A 17,735-nucleotide genomic window follows, 5' to 3' on the forward strand; every position below is an offset into this window, starting at 1 on the left:
GGACGTGTCGCGACGCCGCCCCGACGGGCGAGGCGTACGGGTCAACGTTCACCCGATCGGCTGACGCGCCTCAGTCCGCCCGTTCGCGCACCCACCACCGGTTCGCGAGCGCCCACGAGCCCGCACCCAGCCCCGTCAGCACCCCCAGCGAGATCGCGACCATCGTCGTGGCCGCGGTGACGACCGCGGTGATCCCCTGGTCCGCCGACTCCCCCAGCACCGACGTCACGCCGACGAGCCCGAGCGCACCGGGGACCAGGAGCCAGAACGCCGGCAGGAAGCTCACCATCGCGGGCGGACCGTCCGGGTGCCGGGCGACGACGAGCGCCACCGGTGTCATCGCGAGCGCGCCGACGAACCCCGATACCTGCGAGCCGAGCAGCGCGCCGCCGACGACCTGCCCCGCGTACGCGACGACGAGCACGAGCAGGATCCACGGCACCGCACGCCGCCGCGCGCTGTGCCGGATCGTCACGCCCGCGCCGTACACGACCACGCCCAGCCACGCACCCACCCAGCCGAGCGCCTGCTCCCCGCCCGGCGCGACCGCGGACGCCGGGATACCGACGAGGTTCGCGCCCCCGACGATGCCCAGCGCCAGGAGGACGAGCGTCATGGCGCCCGCCGCGAGCCGCGCCGCCCCGGCGATCATCTGGCGCGTCGCGAGGTCGATCACCGACGTCGTGAGCAGCGCACCCGGCAGGAACGTGATGAGCGGCGCGACCAGCGCGGGCAGCAGCGACACGTCGAGCCCCGTCCGCGACGCCGCGAACACCGCGGTCGAGACGCCGAACGCCGACAGCAGCACCACGATCGACCGGTACGGCCCCGCCCACGCGCTCGTGAGCTTCTCGAACCCCACGACCGCCGCACCGAGCACCGCCGCGAGCGCGACGTCCGTGAGCGAGCCGCCCAGCACGAGCGCGAGCCCCACCGCCGAGATCACGTACCCGAGCGCCTGCTGCCATGCCGCGTACGGCGAGCTGCTCGCGAACGCCGCCGCGATCCGCCGCGAGCCCTCCGCCGGCCCCACGGCACCCTCGCGCGCGAGGTCCGCGACCTCGAGCACCTCGTGCACCTGGTCGAGCCGCAGCGAGCGGTACCCCGCGGACACCGCGACCGTCCGCGTCTGCTCCGCGCGCGGCGTGGACAGCACGAGCGCCGTCGGCAGGGCCACGACCTCGACGTCCGGCAGCCCGTTGGCGTGCGCGACGTGCTCGAGCGCGTCCTGCACCTGCACCACGGGCGCGGTCGCGTCGATCATCGCCTCACCGAGCTGCAGGCAGAAGCGCACCGTCTCGTCGACGGACGCGGGCTCCTCCCGCGGACCCTCGGGCGCCTCGTCGTGGACGGTTGCCGCGAGCAGGTCGACGACGTCGTCCTCGGCGTCCGAGGCCGCCGACGCGCCCGCCAGCAGCGTCGAGGTCGGCACCCGCAACGGCACGGTCCGAGCGTCCGCCCGCGGGTCCGTGGCGGTTGCGGTGGCGCGCCCGACGACCCCCTCGGCCGGACCGCCCGCGGGCACCGGCCGCCGGGCAGCCCCGCGCCGTGTCGCGAGCGCGATCGCCGCGGTGGCCGCCACGAGGACGAGCAGGGCGAGCGCGATCACCCCGACCGGCAGCTCGCTCGTCGTGACCGTGGGCGGCGTCGTCCAGACTGTGCCGCCGGTGCTCGTCGGCGTCGGGACGAGCGTGGTCGCCGCGGGGGCGGGCGTGCTCGTCGGCGTGGGCTCCGGCGGCGGCGACGTGGCCACGCTCGGTTCGGGGGTCGCCTCGGGAGGCGGGGTGGGCGCGCTCGTCGTCGCCGGGACCGTCGGAATGGGCCCCTGCGTCGCCGGGGCGGTCGGCGCATCCGTCGTCGCGACCGGCGTCGGCACCGCGTCGGACGACGCCGCCGGAAGCGGGTCGACGTCGGCGACCCACCACGCGCCGGGCATGTCCGCTCAGCGCGTCCGCTCGTCGAGCAGGCGCGCCAGCACCGTGAGGTGGCTCAGCTCGACCTCGCGCGTCGCGGTCACCAGCGTCGTCGGCTCGTGGTCCACCAGCGCGGCCAGCCGCGCGAACGCGTCCGCCTGCTCCCCCTCGGCGAGCTCGGCCTCGTACCGGCGGGCGAACTCGTCGAACGCCTCCTCGCGGTGGCCGTACCAGTGCCGCAGCTCCGTGCTCGGCGCCGCGAGCGGCAGCCACTCGTCGATCCGCGGGTCGTCCTTGCGGATCCCGCGCGGCCACAGCCGGTCGACGAGGACGCGACGGCTCCCGTCGCCCTCGTCGTACACCCGCCCGACCTGCACCATGCCCACATCATGCACGTTCCTCCCGACCCTGACCCGCCGAGCAGCGGCACCCGGTCGTCGTGCGCGCCGTCGCTAGCATCGCGAGCGTGACCGCAGCCGACGTCGTCATCCTCACGGGGCCGCCCGGGGCCGGGAAGTCCACGACCGCACGCGCGCTCGCCGCGTCGTCCGACCGCGGCGTGCACCTGCACACCGACGACTTCTGGCACTGGATCGTCTCCGGCGCGATCCCGCCGTACCTGCCGGACGCCGACACCCAGAACCAGACCGTGCTGCGCGCCGTGCGGGGCACCGCGTTCGCGTACGCGCAGGGCGGGTACACGACCGTCGTCGACGGCATCGTCGGACCGTGGATGCTCCCCCACTTCACGTCGGTCCCCGCGAGCCCGCCGCTGCACTACGTCGTCCTGCGGCCCTCGCGCGACGAGACGTTGCGGCGTGCGCAGGCGCGGGTCGCGCCCGGCGCGCTCGTCGACGCCGGTCCCGTGCTGGCGATGTGGGACCAGCTGGCCGACCTCGGCGAGCTGGAACGCCACGTCATCGACACGACCGGCCAGGACGCCGCACAGACGCTGGCCGCGGTACGCGCGGCCGTCGCCTCCGGCCGGTACGTCCTGCACCCGACCGACACGTCGCCCGAGGAGTGACCGCGTCCCCACCGAGCGCGCACGTCCTGCACCGAGTGCGCACGCCGGACGTGCGCACTCGCACCGGTACGTGCGCACTCGCGGGGAACGACCGTCCCGGCGGGGTTCCGGGTGGGGTGACGCCGGGCGGCGACGGGGCAAGACGAGGAGGAAGACGACGAGAGCGGGTCGCCTTCCGGCGACCCGCTCTCGATCGGTGGAGCTGAGGGGACTCGAACCCCTGACCCCCTGCATGCCATGCAGGTGCGCTACCAGCTGCGCCACAGCCCCTTGTGCAGTTGTCGTCCCCGTGGGGACGCTCGGAGAGTCTAGGCCGATGACAGGCCCTGACGCCAATCGCCCCCGTGCGACGCGCGTCACGCGTCAGTCGGGGTCGCGGGTCGAGCCGCCCTCGTGCTCGTCGGTGCGGTCCGGGCCGGCGTTCCAGTCCGCGGAGGCGTCCGTCGGCCCGAGGTTGTAGCCGACCAGCCGCCAGGCGGGCAGGATGCCCGACGACGAGGGCACGAGCTCCGCCCAGTGCGCGTTGTGCATGCCCGCGAGCGCGCGCCAGTCGGCCGGCAGGCCCATGAGCTCGGCGACCGCGGAGCTGATCGCCGCGCCGTGCGACACGACGACGAGGGTCTCCTCACGCGCCATGCGCTGGGCGTGCTCGTCGATCGCTGCCGCCGTGCGCTTCGCGACCTGCAGGCGCGTCTCGGCACCGACGCGCTCCGGCTCCCCGCCGGAGCGCCAGAGCGCGAAGTCCTCGGGCCACCGCTCGGCGATCTCGGGGCCGCTCAGCCCCTCCCACTCGCCGAACGACCTCTCACGCACGCGCTCGTCGGTCTCGACGTCGACGCCCGCCATGCGCGCGAGCGGGTCAGCGGTCTCCACGGCACGGCCGAGGTCGGACGAGACGATGCGCGTCGGGGTGTGCCGCACGAGCATCGCGGCCGCCGCGGTGCGAGCCTGCCAGCGGCCCACGTCGTCGAGCGGGATGTCCACCTGGCCCTGGAGCCGGGCGGTGGCGTTGAACGCGGTGCGGCCGTGCCGCCAGAGCAGCAGGCGGCCGACCGTCACGCGTCGGCCTCGCTCCCGTCGCCACCCCGCGCGTCGGCGGGCAGCTCGATGAGCGGGCAGTCCTTCCACAGGCGCTCGAGCGCGTAGTACACGCGGTCCTCGGCGTGCTGCACGTGCACGACGACGTCACCGAAGTCGATGAGCACCCAGCGGCCCTGCGCCTTGCCCTCGCGGCGCACGGGCTTGGCGCCGAGCTTGAACAGCGACTCCTCGACGGCGTCGACGATCGCGCCGACCTGGCGCTCGTTCGTGCCGGACGCGATGAGGAACACGTCCGTGAGGACGAGCTGCTCGCTCACGTCGAGCGCGATGATCTCCTGCGCCTTGAGGTCGGACGCCGCGCGGGCGGCGGCGACGGCGAGCTCGACGGCACGTTCGGTGGCGGCCACTGGTCTCCTAGGTTCGGGGTGGGTCAGGCGCTGGGGCCGGCCCGGACGGCGGGCACCGTGACCACGGTGCTGCTCGAGGCGGTCGCCTCGTCGCTCGTCTTCGTGTACAGCAGGACGATGAGGAAGCCGAGGACGAACGCCACGACGGCGAGCACGATGAGGTGCAGCCAGGTGTAGGGGTGGCGCGGACGCTCCTCGTCCTCGTCCTCGTCGAGGTCGACGGCCTCGTGCTCGGTACCCGGGACGGGCGCGAACGGGCGACCGGACTCGGCGGGCGCGTCCTGGCCCCACGGCGTCGCGGCCGGCTCGGCATGCGGTGCGGGGTCGGAGGCGGCCGACGGCGTGGGGGTCCAGCCCGACGACGCCCCGGCGGGCGCCCAGCTCGACCCGGGAGCCGCCGCGGGGGCGGCTGCGGGCGCCGCGGCGGACGCGGCTGCCCCCGCGCCGAGACCGGTGACGCCGAAGCCCGTGACGCCGAAGCCGCTCGCGGGCGCCGACGGCGCGGGCTGTGCGGGCGCCGGGGCGGGCGAGGGCTGCGCGGGCGCGGGCTGGGCGGGCGCGGAGCGAGCGGTCCGCGGGGCCGGGGTGCCCGAGGCGTCCGGACGGGTCACGGGCGCCTGCGCGCCGGCGGTCGTCGGCGCCCACCCCGTGCCCTGCGCGGACGACGGTGACCACGAGGGTGCGGACGCCGGGGCGGGCGCGGCGGGCTGCTGCGGGACGGCCGGGGCGGGGTACGCGGACGGCTGCGCGGGTGCCGCGGACGAGGGCTGCGCGTACGACGGCGACGCGGGCGCCTCCGGACGGCCGCCGGTCCACGCGGACGAACGGGCGGCCGGGACGACGGGCTGCGCCGGTCGCGGCTGGGCGGAGCCCGAGTGCGGGCCCGTCTGTGTGCCCGGCTGTGTGCCCGGCTGCGGGCCGCGCGGTGCGGCACCCGGCTGGGCGGTCGGAGCCGCGGCGGCGGGCTGCGGTGACGCGCCCCACGCGGGGCCGGGTGCCGGCGCGGGGGCCGACGTGGGCCGCGGCGCGCTCGGCGGCACGGCGACCGAGCGCGAGCTCGTCGGGTCGAGCATGGTGTCGCGCACCGACGAGCGGCGGGGACGCTCGACGGGAGCGGGGGCCGGCGCGGGCGACGGCCCGGCACCGGGGCCGGCGGTCGGCGCACCCGGCGCGGGCATCGGGCTGCCGACCGGGCGCGCGGAGGACTGCGGACCGGCCGAGGAGGTCGGGCGGGGCGCTGCGGGACCGGCGGGCTGCTGCGGGGCCCACGCGGGAGCGGCTGCGGGCCGCGCGGACGAGCGCTGCGGCGCGACGGGGGCGGGCGCAGGCGCGGCGGGCGCCGCGGCCGTCGGGTACCCGCCCTGCGCGCCGGGCCAGCCGGGCGCGGTCGGGTTCTGCTGGGCCGGGGCGTCGAACGACTCGCTCTGCACGCGTCGGGCACGACGCGACCCCGGGGCGGGCGTGCCGCCCGGTGCCGCGGCCGACGCCTGACCGGCGTCCGGCGTCTCGGGCGTCCCGGCGACGTCGTCGCTCCGGTGCAGGTCACGGCGCCGCGGCCGTGCTCCTGGTTCCGTCATGACAAACCTCGATACAGCTGGTGCTTCGCGATGTACTGGACCACCCCGTCGGGGACGAGGTACCAGACCGGCTGGCCGGCCCGTTCCCGGGCGCGCACGTCGGTGGAGGAGATCGCCAGCGCCGGGATCTCCATGACGTGCACCCGGTCCACCGGCAGTCCCTCGACCGAGAGCGTGTGCCCCGGACGTGTGACGGCCACGAACTGCGCCATCGAGAACAGCTCCTGCGCATCCTTCCACGTCAGGATCTGCGCGACGGCGTCGGCACCGGTGATGAAGAACAACTCGGCATCGGGCCGAGCCGCCTTGAGGTCGCGCAGGGTGTCCACGGTGAACGTCACACCGCCGCGGTCGATGTCGACGCGGCTGACCGTGAACCTCGGGTTGGAGGCCGTGGCGATCACGGTCATCAGGTAGCGGTGCTCGGCGGGCGTGACGTCCTGGTCCTGCTTGAACGAGGGCGTGCCGGTGGGCACGAACACGACCTCGTCGAGGCCGAACCTCGCGGCGACCTCGCTCGCCGCGACCAGGTGTCCGTGGTGGACGGGGTCGAACGTCCCGCCCATCACCCCCAGTCGCGTCACCGGGCGTACGTGCACGCGATCAGTGGCGCGTGCCGACGAGACGGAAGGCGTAGGTGAACAGCAGCGCGGCGACGAGCCCCACGAACGCACCGACGCCGAAGACGACCGGCGGGAACGGCAGCTCGTTCGTCTTCTCGGCGGCTTCCCCAGCGGCGGCGATCAAGGCGGCGTGCACGGCAGTCCTCCGGTGCTCGAGTGGTGGTGCTCTGACCATCGCCTCCCCCCGGGAGACGAGCGGTGACGATTGTCGCACGTCCCCGGCCGCGAGCGGGGGTCCGCACACGGCGTGGGACCCCGCCCGCGGGAGGTCAGGCGGTCCCGGTCGCGCGCTCGACGGGCAGGCCCGCCTCGGCCCACGCGGGCGCGCCGCCCTCGACGTGCACGACGTCGGTGTACCCCTTGGCGCGCAGGGCGGCGGCGACGGGTCCCGAGCCGCGGACCGAGCCGCACACGACGACGATCGGCGTGTCGAGCGACACGACGGGCTCGAGCCGGGCCGCGGCGGCGAGGTCGAACGTCTCGTCCACGCGGTACCGGTCGACCACGTGCGCGCCCGGGATGCTGCCGGTCGTGGCGCGCCCCGCGTCCGAGCGGACGTCGACGAGCACGGCGCCCTCGGCGAGGCGCTGCGCGGCGGTCTGTGGCGCGACGAGCGGCGCGAGCGCGCCCGCGTCCTCGAGCGAGAGGTCGACGGCGGGTGCGGTCGAGGGCGTGGTGGCCTGGTCGGTCATGGTGCCTCCTTCAGTGCGGCACCGGGACCTGGCGGCCCCGGCTGTTCTCGGTCGTGGGTCCTGTGGTGGGTTCCGTGGTGGGTTCTGTGGTGAGGTCGGTGGCGGGTTCTGTGGCGGGTCCTGCGGGCTCGAGCACGACGAGGCGGCCGGCACGACGACGTGCGCGCGAGTCGACCGCGGAGGCGAGCGCGGACAGCGCGGTCATGGCGGCGCACACGACGAGTCCCGTCGCGGCGGCGCGCCCGTCCGCCCCGGGCCCGGCGGTGGGATCCGACCCGGAGACGACGACACCGCCCAGCAGCGCGAGCGCGAGCACCGCGCTGACGCGCTGCAGGACCTGCAAGAAGCCCGCGGCAAGCCCGGCGGCGTCGGGTGGGACGGCCTCGAGCGTGAACGCCTGGTTGGGGGCGTGCACCAGCCCGGTCCCCACTCCCCCGACCACCTGCACGGCGACGAGCCCGGGCACGACGAGGTGCGCGGGAGCGCCCGCGACGAGCGCGGCGGACGCGGCCGTCGACCCGGCGACGAGCAGGAGCGCGACGGTCACGGCGCGTCGCCCGAACCGTCCCGCGACGCGCCACGCGACGGTCGAGACCACGGCCCCGACGACCGCGCCGGGTGTCCCGACGAGCCCCGCCCGCCACGCGGGCATGCCGAGCCCTTCCTGCAGGTGCAGGACGAGCACGAGCGTCGAGCCGAGCGACGCACCGAACACGAGCGTGGCGACCGCGGTGCCGAGCACGAACGACCGGGACGCGAGCAGCGCCGGCAGCAGGAGGGGCAGCCCGCCGCGGCGGGCGTGGTGCCGCTCCCAGACGACGAGCGCGGCGCCCGCGAGCACGGGGGCTCCCCACGTCCAGCCCGGGGTGCTGGTGCCGCCGGTCACGGCGACCGCCGGCACGAGCAGCGCGAGCACGGTCAGACCGAGCAGCGCGACGCCCACCGGGTCGACGTCGGGGCGCCGCCCGGGACGCGCGACGCGCGGCAGCCAGCGGCGGCCGAGCAGCGCGGCCGCGAGGCCGAACGGCACGTTGAGCAGGACGACCCAGCGCCACGGGGCCGCTCCCCCGGCGGCCTCGAGCACGAGCCCGCCGACGAGCGGCGCGAGGATCCCCGCGAGGGCCGCGACGCTCACGTAAGCGCCGAGCGCGCGCGTGCGGCGCGCGCCCGTGAAGTGGTCCTGCAGGAGCCCGAGCACCTGGGGGTTGGCGACCCCGGCGGCGACGCCCTGCAGGAACCGGCACGCGACCGCCACGTCGGCGGTCGTCGCGGTCGCGGCCGCGACGCTCAGCAGCGAGAACACCGCGACGCCGCCGACGAGCAGCCCGCGTCGCCCGCGCACGTCGCCGAGCCGGCCGGCGGGGACGAGCGCGAGCGCGAACCCCAGGGAGTACGCGGCGACGAGCCACTGGACCTGCCCGGTCGAGGCCTCGAGGGACGCGCGCAGCGACGGCACCGCGACGGTGACGACGGCCTGGTCGGTGAGCGTCGCGAAGCCGACCGCGAGGCACACGAGCGTCACGCGCGTCTCGGTCGCGCGCCACGCGGGCGCCGACCGCGGGGGTCCCGCGGCGGTCGTCGGGGAGGTCGTCGGGGCGGTCGTCAGGGAGGTCGCCGGGGAGGTCGCAGCCGAGGTCACCGCAGCCCGAGGCCCGCCTGCCGCAGCGCCTGCGCGAGCCGCTCCCGCCCGTTGAGCGCGCGCGGGCTCGCGAACCGCGCGAGGAGCCGCTCGGTCCACGAGTGCCGCAGCCCCTGCGCGCGGTAGTACTCGCCGATCCGGTCCTCGTAGGCGGCCACGGCGTCGAGCTGGTGCGCCAGGTCGTACGTCTCGTGGTGCAGCACGGCCTCCTGCGGGAGCCGCGGCTTGACGCCCGCCTGCTCGCTCGGGTCGGGGTGCCCGACGACGAGCCCGAACGCCGGGAACACGTGCGCGGGCAGCCCGAGCACCTCGGCCACGTCCTCGGGCCGGTTGCGCAGCGCGCCGATGTACACGGTGCCGAGGCCGAGCGACTCCGCGGCGAGGGTCGCGTTCTGGGCCGCGAGCGCGGCGTCGACGAACCCGACGACGGTCGACTCGAGGAACTCGGCCGCCTCGGTGGGCGCGCCGTGCCGGTCGGCGACGACGTGCGCGCGCCCCAGGTCGACGAGCCACACGAGCAGCACGGGCGCCTGGACGACGTGCTCCTGGTCGCCCGCGAGGTGCGCGAGCCGGGCCCGGCGCTGCGGGTCACGGACCGCGACGACGCTCCACAGCTGCAGGTTCGAGCTGGTCGCGGCGGACTGCGCCGCGGCGACGAGCGTCGCGACGACCTCGTCGGGCACGTCGTCGGGCAGGTACCGGCGCACGGAGCGGTGCGCGAGCTGTCGGCGCACGACCGCGGAGTCGACGAGCGGGCCGTGCGGCGCCGCGGCGCCGCCGTACCGCGCGTGCCGCAGCTCGTCGAGGGGTGCGGCGTCGTCGGGTGCGGGCTGGGCGGTGGGCTGTTCCACGACGACGTCGACGGACACGGTGCGCTCCTTCTCCCGCCGCCCGCGGGTGCGGGCGCTGCTGCGGATCGACCCGGGCGCGAGCCGCTCTCGTCGCGGCCGCCCGCCCCGCCTGCCGGGACAGACGGCGGGGCTCGTGGGGCGCGAGGTTCGTCCGTCCCGGGAGGTGGGTCAACGACCGGGCCGTCGCGTCTCACATGACGGGAAGTCCGGTGGGAGCCGTGCCGGCGTGCCGGCCGCGCCGCACACTTCCGGGCACCGACGACGAAGGGGGCCGCGGTGGAGCGCTGGATGCGACTGGGCACGTACCACACCGTGACGGGCCAGCACGCGGGTGCGTGGCGCGTGAGCACGCAGGCGACCGACAGCGAGTCGCTCGCGCAGCACGTCGCCGCGGCGCGCGCGGCGCAGGACGCGGGGCTCGACTTCCTGCTCGTCACCGACGTGCTCGGTGAGCAGGCCGACCCGCAGCGCCCGCACGAGGTGCGCGCCGACCTCGTCCCGCGCCTCGAGCCGACGGCGCTGCTGGCCGCGCTCGCCGCGACGACGCGGGACATCGGGCTCGTCGGGAGCTTCTCGACGACGTTCGAGGACCCGTACCACCTGGCCCGACGGCTCGCGAGCCTCGACCACCTGTCCGAGGGCCGGGCCGGCTGGAACGTCGTGACGTCGTTCCAGGCGCTCGCGTCCGCCGCGGCGGGCGGCGAGCCGCTGCCGCCGCACGCGGACCGGTACGCCCGCGCCCGTGAGGCGCTCGAGGTCGCGTGCGCGCTGTGGGACGCGTGGGAGCGAGACGCCGTCGTCCGCGACCGGCGCGCCGGCCGGTACGTCGACCCCGCGCGCGTGCGCCGCGTCGAGCACGCCGGCCCGTCGTTCGACGTCCGCACGGTGCTGCCGTCGTCGCGTTCGCCGCAGGGCCGCCCCGTGCTGTTCCAGGCGGGCGCGTCCGAGGCGGGGCGCGCGCTGGCGGCCGACCACGCGGACGTCGTGTTCACGAGCCAGGACCACCTGCCCGACGCGCGGAAGTTCTACCGCGAGGTCAAACACCGCGTCGCGGACGCGGGACGCGACCCGGACGGCGTGCTCGTCATGCCGGGCGTCGTCGCGATCGTCGCATCGACGCGCGCGCAGGCCCGCGAGGTGCGCGCGCGGCTCGACGAGGCGATCGACGACGAGCGTGCGCGCCGCCGGCTGTCCGCGCTGCTGGGGTGGGACACCTCCGCGCTGCCCGCGGACGCGCTGCTCGACGCCGCACCGGCGCAGACCGAGGGGCACCGCAGCCGGGCGCGCCAGCTGCACGAGCGCGCGGTCCGCGAGCGCCTGACGGTCAGGGAGCTCGCGCGCGTCGCGGAGGCCACGCGCGGCCACCTGCTCGTCGTCGGGAGCCCGCAGGACGTCGCCGACGAGCTGCTCGCCTGGTTCGAGGCGGACGCCGCCGACGGGTTCGTCGTCGGACCGGCCGTGATGCCCGCGGGCCTGCGACGGTTCACGCGCGACGTCGTGCCGCTGCTGCGCGCCGCGGGCGTGCGGCCGGACCGCCCGCACGGCGGGACGCTGCGCGACCGGCTCGGGGTCGGCGCACCGACGGGGGCAGCCCGTGAGACGACCGCCCTCAACCGTTGACCCGGGCCTGCCCGCCACCTAACTTCTGCGGCCGGTCCCGAGTTCCGCCGTCTGGCTCGGCAGGCGGAACAGCAACCCCCAGACACCGGTGGGGTGCTCCCGAGCACGACCTGGCGCACCCGCACCAGCGGGCGCGCAACCGATGTCCCCCAGGAAGGCGCCACGACGCCATGACGACAGTCCTCGACCCGGCCGCGACCTCGGTCGGCGCGTCCCTCACCACGTTCACCGCCGCGTTGAGCCGTCCCCGCGGGTTCGGCGACGCGAGCCTGCGCCGTCGTCGCCCCGGCGACATCGAGCTGCTGGGCGGCATCCCCGACGACTCCGCGCTGCCCGTGAGCGAGCTCCTCGCGTCCGCGCAGCGCGTGCTGTCCGACGAGCGCGCGGGCGCGGGCGCGTTCCAGTACTCGCAGTCCGCGGGTCTCGACGAGCTCCGCGCCTGGATCGCCGCGCGCGAGGGTGTCGCACCCGAGCGCGTGATCGTCACGAACGGCGGGTTCCACGGCCTGTCGCTGTCGGTCCTCGCGCTCATCGAGCGCGGCGCGCCCGTCGCCGTCGACAACCCCGTGTTCCCGCTGTTCCTGCGCGCGCTCGAGCTGTCCGCCGGCCGCGCCGTGCCGATCTCGGTCGGCCCGCACGGGCTCGACGTCGACGAGCTCGAGCACCACCTGCGCGGCGGCGGTCGTCCGGCGGCGGTCTACACCGTGCCGGACTTCCACAACCCGAGCCAGGGCACGCTGCCGAGCGAGCAGCGCGTGCGGCTCGTCGAGCTCGCCGAGCGGTACGGGTTCGTCGTGCTCGCGGACAACCCGTACCGCGAGCTGCGGTTCCGCGGCACGGACGCCGACCAGCGCGTGCTGTCCGAGTCCGACCGCGTGGTGCACGTCAACACGTTCTCCAAGACGCTCGGGCCCGGCCTGCGGCTCGGCTGGGTGGTCGCGGCGCCCGAGCTGGTCGAGGCGTTCGTGCGCGTGCGCAACCGGCAGGACTCGCACACGTCGACGCTCGAGCAGCGCCTCGTGATCGACCTGCTGACGCACGACGACACGTGGTTCGACCGCACGCTCGAGCGCGCCCGTGCGCTGTACCGCGAGCGCGCCGACGTCCTCGCCGGTGCGCTGCGCGAGCGGCTCGGCGAGCTCGTGGAGGTCGAGGACCCCGAGGGCGGGTTCTTCCTGTGGCCGCGGATCACGCTGCCGGGCCTGGACCCGGCGCGGCTCGCGGAGGCGTCCGCCGAGCGCGGTGCCACGTACCAGCGGGGCGACTTCTTCTCCTCGAGCGGTCGCCCTGAGTTCACCGACCGCGTGCGCCTGGCGTACGGCGACCGCGACGTCGCGACGCTGCGCGAGTTCGTCGCGCGGTTCGGCGACGCGGTCGACGCCGTCGCCGCGGGGACCGACCGATGAGCGCGCTGCACCTCGCGGTCGAGCTGGACGGCCGCGGCGCCCACCCGGGCGCGCACCTCGTCGACACGCCGCCCCTGACGCGCACCGCCTGGAGCGACACGGCGGGGTCCGACGACGTCGGGCCGGAGCGCCTGCGCCGTGCCGTGGCCGCCGCGCAGGACGCCGGCGTCACGTTCGTGACGTTCGACGACAGCCTGACGCCCGCCCCGGCGGGTCCCGCGCTGCGCGTCGACGCCGTGACGCGCGCCGCGTTCGTCGCGCCCGTGACGTCACGCATCGGCCTCGTGCCGCTCGTGCACCCGGGCGTGACCGAGCCGTTCCACGTCGCGAGCCAGCTCGCGTCGCTCGACCACGCGAGCCGTGGCCGGGCGGGCTGGCTCGTCGGCTCGGGCGACGTGCCCGGGGCGCGGGCGGCGCTCGACCGTCCCGTCGCCGCCGGCGACGACCTGCGCGACGAGACCGCCGACGTCGCGCGCACGCTCGCGGCGTTGTGGGACTCGTGGGAGGACGACGCGGTCGTCCGGGACACCGCGACGGGGCGCTTCGTCGACCGTGAGCGCCTGCACAAGGTCGACGTGACGTCGGGCGGCTCGGGCGCGACCGCGAGCCCCGCGACGCGCGACGTGCCGGACGGCGTGCGCGCGCCGTTCAGCGTCGTGGGGCCGCTCATCGTCCCGCGTGGCCCGCAGGGGCGTCCGGTCGTGGTCGCTCGCGCCGGCGTGCTGCCGGGTACGGCGGTCGACGTCGCGCTCGTCGGGCCGGGTGCCGACGACGACGCGCGGCTGACGGCCGCGTCGCTCGCGGGCGACTCGTGGGTCGCGCGCGTCGCGGCGCAGGCCCGCGCGGACGGTGCGCCGCTCGTCGTGCTCGACCTCGCGGTCGTGCTCGACACCGCCGACGCGGGCGCACCCGCTCGTGCGGCCGAGCTCGACGCCGCGACGGCGCCGCTGCCCGGTTCGGCGTGGGCCTCGGCGGCTCGCTGGAGCGGTTCCGCGTCCGGGCTCGTCGAGCTGCTGCTCACGCTGCGCGGCGTGGTCGACGGCGTGCGCGTGCTGCCCGCCGTGCAGGACGTCGACCTCGCCGTGCTCGTGCGCGACGTCCTGCCCGCGCTGCGCGTCGCCCGCGCCGTCCCGACGCCGCGCCCCGGCGCGACGCTGCGCGACACGCTCGGCCTGGCACGCCCCGCCAACCAGTTCGCCCGCGGCGCGTGACGCGCCCGTCCGTCAGGAGACTCCCGTGAGCACCGCCACCGGCCCCTCGTCGGCCGACTACCCCCGCCCCCACGCGCACGTCCACCTGGGCGTGTTCTTCCAGGGCGTCAACCACACCACCATCTGGTCCGACCCGGCGAGCGGGTCGCAGATCGACTTCGAGACGTTCCGCGAGGTCGCGCAGACCGCCGAGCGCGGGCTGTTCGACGCGTTCTTCCTCGGTGAGGGCCTGCGCCTGCGCGAGCAGAACGGCCTGCTGCACGACCTCGACGTCGTGGGTCGGCCCGACGCGATCACGCAGCTGTCCGCGCTCGCCGCCGTGACCCGACGCATCGGGCTCGTCGCGACGCAGAACGTCACGTACAACGACCCGGCCGACCTCGCGCGCCGCCTGGCGAGCCTCGACGTCCTGTCGGGCGGCCGCGGCGCGTGGAACATCGTCACGACCGACAACTCGTGGACGGGCGCGAACTTCCGCCGCGGCGGGTGGCTCGACCACGAGCTGCGGTACGTGCGCGCGGCCGAGTTCGTCGAGGCGGCCCAGGCGCTGTGGGACGCGTTCGACGACGAGGGCGCGCCCGTCGAGGTGCGCTACGCGGGCCGGACCGTCGAGCTCGTCGCGACGCCCACCGTGCCGCGCAGCGCGCAGGGACACCCGGTGCTGTTCCAGGCCGGCGACTCCCCCGCCGGCCGGGACTTCGCGGCGTCGCACGCCGAGGTGATCTTCTCGGCGCACGGCACGGACCACGCCGACGCGCTCGCGTTCGCGCACGACGTCCGCCGCCGCACGGTGGCCGCGGGACGCCCCGAGGACGACGTCAAGATCCTGCCCGGGACGCAGATCATCCTGGGCGCGACGCCCGACGAGGCCCGCGAGAAGGCGCGCTGGGTCAAGGAGCAGCAGGTCACGCCCGCGACCGCGCTGTCCCTGATCGGCCAGGTGTGGGGCGAGGACCTGTCCCACCTCGACCCCGACGGCCCGCTGCCGGAGCACGACCCGGTGGTCAAGGCGATCGGCGAGACGCGCGGCACGCCGCGACCCGGCCGGGACGCCGTGGCCGTCGCCCGCGCGTGGCGCGAGCGCGCGACCGAGCAGGGGTTCTCGATCCGTGAGCTCGTGCTCGACCAGGAGCGGCAGCGCGGGTTCGTCGGGACCCCGTCGTCGGTGGCCGACGAGCTCGCGCACTGGGTGCGCTCGGGCGCGAGCGACGGGTTCAACCTCACGCCGTGGGTCGTGCCCGGCGGGCTCGACGACGTCGTGGACCGGCTCGTGCCCGAGCTCCAGGAGCGCGGCGCGTACCGCACGGAGTACACCGGGACGACGCTGCGCGAGCACCTGGGCCTGCGCGCACCCGTCCCGCACCGCCGCACGCTCGTGACCGCCGACGCCTGAGTGCCGGGAGTCGCCTGAGCACCGGCACGCAGCACGCACACGGGGGCCCGTCCTGCATCCCACAGGACGGGCCCCCGCCTCGTGCCCGACGTGCCTCGCCCCGCCGTCCCCCCGGAACGGGGCGGTGCGTCGAGCTGGTCCTACCCGGGCGGTGCCGGTGCCGCCGGCACCGGCAGCCACCGCTGCGCCCACTCCCGGGCGAGCGCCGCGACCTGGCCGAGGTGGGCCGCGAACGAGTGGTCCGCGCCCGCGATCACCTCGACGTGCGAGTGCGCCGGGAGCCAGCGCTCGCCCTGGGCGGTCGTCGCGGCGAGCCGCTGCTCGCTGTCCTGGTCGCCGTGCACGACGAGCACCGGCACGCGCACCGCGCGCAACAGCGCCTCCTGCGTCCCGCACGCGCCGACCTTCGGGCGTGCGCGGTTGACCGTGGCGTGCGTCCGCACGTGCGTCGGCACCGTCAGCGGCAGGTGAACGTCGCGGTCGAGGTACCAGTCCTGGACCTGCTCCGGCGTGAGGAACGGGTAGGGAGCGTCGCCCGAGCCCGCACCCGTGAGCGCACCTGTCAGGACGAGCGTGCGCACGGACGTCCGGCCCGGCGCGACGCGCAGCGCGACCGCCGAACCCAGCGAGTGGCCGTGCACCAGCACGTCCGACAGGCCGAGCGCCTCGACGTGGTCGAGCACCGCGTGCAGGTCCGAGATCAGGTGGTCGCCGTCGACGACGTCGCCGTCGGACTCCCCGAACGCCGAGAAGTCGAAGCGCAGCACTGCGTGCCCGAGCGCCGCGTACTCCTCCGCCAGCACGTCGTACCGGCCGTTCGCGCGGCGATCGGAGAGGAACCCGTGCGCGAGCACCACCGCCGAGCGCACGCCGTCCGCCGCGGGCGTGAACGTCGCCGCGAGCGTGCCGTGGTCCGTGCCGATCCGGTGTTCGACGCTGCGGCGGGCCGGCACGCTCGTCGTCCCCGCGCGCACGCCCGTGCCGGACGCCGCGCTCGTCGTCGCGGTCACTTCAGCCCCAGGTGCGAGCGCAGCGTCGTGCCCTCGTACTCGGTGCGGAACACGCCCAGGCGCTGCAGGTGCGGCACGACGGCGCGGCCGAACTCGTCGAACGTCCCCGGGAAGTGCGTCGGCGTGACGAGGAAGCCGTCCGCGGCACCCGAGGTGAAGATGTCCGCGAGCTGCTCGGCGACCTCCCGGCCCGTGCCGACGACCTGCGGCGTGAGCTCGCTCGTCGAGAACGTCACCGCGGCCTCCGCGAGCGTCACCGCGCGCTTGCGCGCGCCCAGCAGCTCGTCGAGCTGCACGATCGTGCGCGACTCGAGGTGCTCGGGCGTCGCCCGCTCCTCGAGGACCTGCGCGTACGGCGTTCCCGGGTCCAGGTCGCCCAGGTCGAGCCGGGAGAACATGCCGAAGAACTCGATCCCCGCCTCGGGCGCGATGTACGAGGCGAGCGCGTCGCGGCGGGCGCGGGCGATCTCCGTCGTCTCGCCGATGATCGGCTGGACCGCGGCGAACAGCCGCAGCGCGTCGGGGTCGCGGCCCTGCCGCGCCGCCCGGGCGCGCAGGTCGTCCTTCTTGGCGCGCAGGTCGGCGGGCGTGCGCTCGATCGCGAAGATCACGTCGCCCCAGCGCGCGCCGTGGTCGCGCCCGCGCGGCGAGTCGCCCGCCTGGATGATCACCGGGTGCCGCTGCGGCGACGGCGGCAGGTTGAGCGGCCCGCGCACCTCGACGTACTTCCCCTTGTACTCGGGCGCGGTGATCCTCGTCGTGTCCGCGTACACGCCGGTCTCGGGGTCCGCGACGAGCGCGTCCGGCGCCCACGAGCGCCACAGCGCGAGCACGGCCTCGACGAACTCGTCGCCGCGGTCGTACAGCTCGGTACGCCCGAGCTGCTCCGCGCGCGGGAAGTTCGCGTAGTTGGCAGGGCCGCTGGACTGGATGACGTTCCACGCGACGCGCCCGCCCGACAGGTGGTCCAGGCTGAGCAGCGTGCGCGCGAGGTTGTACGGCTCGTTGAAGCTCGTCGAGAGCGTCACGCCGACGCCGAGGTGGTCGGTCACCGCGACGACCTGCGCGGCGAGCTGCGCCGGGTCGTGCTTGAGGCCGTTGCTCAGGCCGTGCCGCGCGAAGCCCTCGCGGTAGCTCACGGTCTCCGGGATGAACGCCAGGTCGAACCGCGCGCGCTCCAGGGTGCGGGCGATGTCCTGGTAGAGCGTGCGGTCGTTGAAGTCGCGCTCGGAGTACGGGTGGCGCCAGGCGCCGGCGTAGTGCCCGCTCGGGAACAGCAGGTACGCGCCGAGGAACAGCTGTCGCTCGGTCATGGGGTCCCCCTC

General features: G+C 76.3%; 17 protein-coding genes, 1 tRNA gene and 1 riboswitch. Of the genes, 5 read left to right on the forward strand and 13 right to left on the reverse strand.

Translation table 11 applies throughout. The annotated features are described in order from the left end of the window. Nucleotides 1–70: 70 nt before the first annotated feature. Both F1D97_RS17420 and F1D97_RS14185 read right to left on the reverse strand, forming a co-directional pair. Complete coding sequence (locus F1D97_RS17420; RefSeq protein ID WP_263008796.1) at nt 71–1,936, reverse strand: threonine/serine exporter family protein; 1,866 nt, start codon at nt 1,934–1,936, stop codon at nt 71–73. A 6-nt stretch (nt 1,937–1,942) separates the two neighbouring features. Further along, a complete protein-coding gene (locus F1D97_RS14185) occupies nt 1,943–2,293 on the reverse strand; it encodes a DUF488 domain-containing protein (RefSeq protein WP_236121162.1) in 351 nt (116 codons plus the stop codon). A gap of 86 nt (nt 2,294–2,379) precedes the next feature. Between F1D97_RS14185 and F1D97_RS14190 the strand changes: the two genes are divergently transcribed. Continuing rightward, on the forward strand, nt 2,380–2,940 hold the full coding sequence (locus tag F1D97_RS14190) for an AAA family ATPase (RefSeq protein WP_236121163.1): 561 nt from the start codon (nt 2,380–2,382) through the stop codon (nt 2,938–2,940). A gap of 197 nt (nt 2,941–3,137) precedes the next feature. Here F1D97_RS14190 and F1D97_RS14195 read toward each other — a convergent pair. The 9 genes from F1D97_RS14195 to F1D97_RS14235 form a co-directional block, all read right to left on the reverse strand. Beyond that, nucleotides 3,138–3,210, reverse strand: a tRNA-Ala gene (locus tag F1D97_RS14195). A 93-nt stretch (nt 3,211–3,303) separates the two neighbouring features. Beyond that, a complete protein-coding gene (locus F1D97_RS14200) occupies nt 3,304–3,999 on the reverse strand; it encodes a histidine phosphatase family protein (RefSeq protein ID WP_236121164.1) in 696 nt (231 codons plus the stop codon). Beyond that, on the reverse strand, nt 3,996–4,388 hold the full coding sequence (rsfS, locus tag F1D97_RS14205) for a ribosome silencing factor (protein WP_236121165.1): 393 nt from the start codon (nt 4,386–4,388) through the stop codon (nt 3,996–3,998). The genes F1D97_RS14200 and rsfS overlap by 4 nt, the downstream gene beginning before the upstream one ends. Nucleotides 4,389–4,411: 23 nt before the next feature. Further along, nucleotides 4,412–5,965 carry a hypothetical protein gene (locus tag F1D97_RS14210; protein WP_236121166.1) on the reverse strand — a complete coding sequence of 518 codons (1,554 nt, stop codon included), beginning with the start codon at nt 5,963–5,965 and terminating at the stop codon, nt 4,412–4,414. Further along, nucleotides 5,962–6,531: a nicotinate-nucleotide adenylyltransferase gene (nadD, locus tag F1D97_RS14215; RefSeq protein WP_208405130.1), complete on the reverse strand. Its 570-nt coding sequence runs from the start codon at nt 6,529–6,531 to the stop codon at nt 5,962–5,964. Before nadD ends, F1D97_RS14210 begins: the two co-directional genes overlap by 4 nt. 37 nt (nt 6,532–6,568) lie before the next feature. Further along, entirely contained in the window at nt 6,569–6,724 is a 156-nt protein-coding gene (locus F1D97_RS14220; RefSeq protein ID WP_236121167.1) for a hypothetical protein, read from the reverse strand. Between the two features lie 133 nt (nt 6,725–6,857). Further along, on the reverse strand, nt 6,858–7,280 hold the full coding sequence (locus tag F1D97_RS14225) for a rhodanese-like domain-containing protein (protein ID WP_236121168.1): 423 nt from the start codon (nt 7,278–7,280) through the stop codon (nt 6,858–6,860). Nucleotides 7,281–7,290: 10 nt separating this feature from the next. Further along, nucleotides 7,291–8,919 carry an MFS transporter gene (locus F1D97_RS14230; RefSeq protein WP_236121169.1) on the reverse strand — a complete coding sequence of 543 codons (1,629 nt, stop codon included), beginning with the start codon at nt 8,917–8,919 and terminating at the stop codon, nt 7,291–7,293. Beyond that, nucleotides 8,916–9,788 (reverse strand): NADPH-dependent oxidoreductase, encoded by an 873-nt coding sequence (locus tag F1D97_RS14235; protein WP_236121170.1) that lies wholly within the window; start codon nt 9,786–9,788, stop codon nt 8,916–8,918. Before F1D97_RS14235 ends, F1D97_RS14230 begins: the two co-directional genes overlap by 4 nt. Before the next feature lie 258 nt (nt 9,789–10,046). On the opposite strand from F1D97_RS14235, the gene F1D97_RS14240 reads away from it, so the two are divergent. The 4 genes from F1D97_RS14240 to F1D97_RS14255 all read left to right on the forward strand — a co-directional run bounded on the left by F1D97_RS14240 (nt 10,047) and on the right by F1D97_RS14255 (nt 15,400). Continuing rightward, the gene (locus tag F1D97_RS14240; protein ID WP_236121171.1) at nt 10,047–11,390 is read left to right on the forward strand and encodes an NtaA/DmoA family FMN-dependent monooxygenase; all 1,344 of its coding nucleotides are present in this window, start codon (nt 10,047–10,049) and stop codon (nt 11,388–11,390) included. 33 nt (nt 11,391–11,423) lie between these two features. Beyond that, nucleotides 11,424–11,538, forward strand: a riboswitch (SAM riboswitch). A 22-nt stretch (nt 11,539–11,560) separates the two neighbouring features. Further along, nucleotides 11,561–12,796 carry an aminotransferase-like domain-containing protein gene (locus F1D97_RS14245; protein ID WP_236121172.1) on the forward strand — a complete coding sequence of 412 codons (1,236 nt, stop codon included), beginning with the start codon at nt 11,561–11,563 and terminating at the stop codon, nt 12,794–12,796. Beyond that, complete coding sequence (locus F1D97_RS14250) at nt 12,793–14,007, forward strand: LLM class flavin-dependent oxidoreductase (RefSeq protein ID WP_236121173.1); 1,215 nt, start codon at nt 12,793–12,795, stop codon at nt 14,005–14,007. The genes F1D97_RS14245 and F1D97_RS14250 overlap by 4 nt, the downstream gene beginning before the upstream one ends. 25 nt (nt 14,008–14,032) lie before the next feature. Next, a complete protein-coding gene (locus F1D97_RS14255; protein ID WP_236121174.1) occupies nt 14,033–15,400 on the forward strand; it encodes an NtaA/DmoA family FMN-dependent monooxygenase in 1,368 nt (455 codons plus the stop codon). Nucleotides 15,401–15,540: 140 nt separating this feature from the next. On the opposite strand, the gene F1D97_RS14260 is transcribed toward F1D97_RS14255, so the two are convergent. Together F1D97_RS14260 and F1D97_RS14265 are read right to left on the reverse strand one after the other, a co-directional pair. After that, nucleotides 15,541–16,410 carry an alpha/beta hydrolase gene (locus F1D97_RS14260; protein WP_236121175.1) on the reverse strand — a complete coding sequence of 290 codons (870 nt, stop codon included), beginning with the start codon at nt 16,408–16,410 and terminating at the stop codon, nt 15,541–15,543. Continuing rightward, the gene (locus F1D97_RS14265) at nt 16,407–17,723 is read right to left on the reverse strand and encodes an NtaA/DmoA family FMN-dependent monooxygenase (protein ID WP_236121176.1); all 1,317 of its coding nucleotides are present in this window, start codon (nt 17,721–17,723) and stop codon (nt 16,407–16,409) included. Before F1D97_RS14265 ends, F1D97_RS14260 begins: the two co-directional genes overlap by 4 nt. Between the last annotated feature and the right edge of the window lie 12 nt (nt 17,724–17,735).

The sequence above is a fragment of the Cellulomonas palmilytica genome (assembly GCF_021590045.1).
Classification (GTDB): domain Bacteria; phylum Actinomycetota; class Actinomycetes; order Actinomycetales; family Cellulomonadaceae; genus Cellulomonas; species Cellulomonas palmilytica.